General features: G+C 68.8%; 1 protein-coding gene. It reads left to right on the top strand.

Annotated features, from left to right (window positions below; all coding sequences use genetic code 11):
* Positions 1 to 621, top strand: a 621-nt coding sequence (locus ACLF6P_RS29915; RefSeq protein WP_415954554.1) for a condensation domain-containing protein, incomplete at both ends; no start/stop codon positions are given.

The following is a 621-nucleotide window of genomic DNA, read 5'->3' as shown; positions in this document are numbered from 1 at the left end:
CCAACAAAACCCCCGCCACCCTCGCCGAAACCACCACCACCCTCACCAACCCCGAAACGCACTCCGCCCGGCCACTCCTGCCGCTCACCGCACAGGAACGTGCGGACATCGAGGCGGAGGTGGCCTCTCCTGCACCGGTGCAGGAGATCTGGCCGCTGACGCCGCTCCAGGAGGGACTGCTCTTCCACGTCTTCTACGACGAGGGCAAGGCGGACCCGTACGTCATGCAGGCGCCGCTGGCGCTGAACGGCGCGCTGGACAAGGAGGCGCTGCGCGCCGCGTTCCAGCAGTTGCTGAACCGCCACGTCGCGCTGCGGGCCGCCTTCGTCGGGCGGCGCTCCGGGAAGCCGGTGCAGGTGATCCCGGCCGAGGTCACCCTGCCGTGGCGCGAACTGGACTTCACCGACACCCCTGACGAGCGGACGCAGAAGCGCCGGATCGACGAACTGCTGCACACCGACCGCCGGCAGGGATTCGATCCGGCCGCACCGCCGATGATGCGGGTCACCCTGGTCAGGCTCGGGGACGAGCGTCATGCCCTCGTGCTGACAAGTCATCACGTGATCTGGGACGGCTGGTCGATGGCCCAGTCGCTGACCGAGGTGTTCGAGCTGTACGCGA

Origin of the sequence: Streptomyces lothianensis (assembly GCF_047779955.1) — a bacterium.
GTDB lineage: Bacteria > Actinomycetota > Actinomycetes > Streptomycetales > Streptomycetaceae > Streptomyces.
The sequence above is the reverse complement of the archived record's forward strand: the minus strand, read 5'-3'. Positions and strand labels throughout refer to the sequence as shown.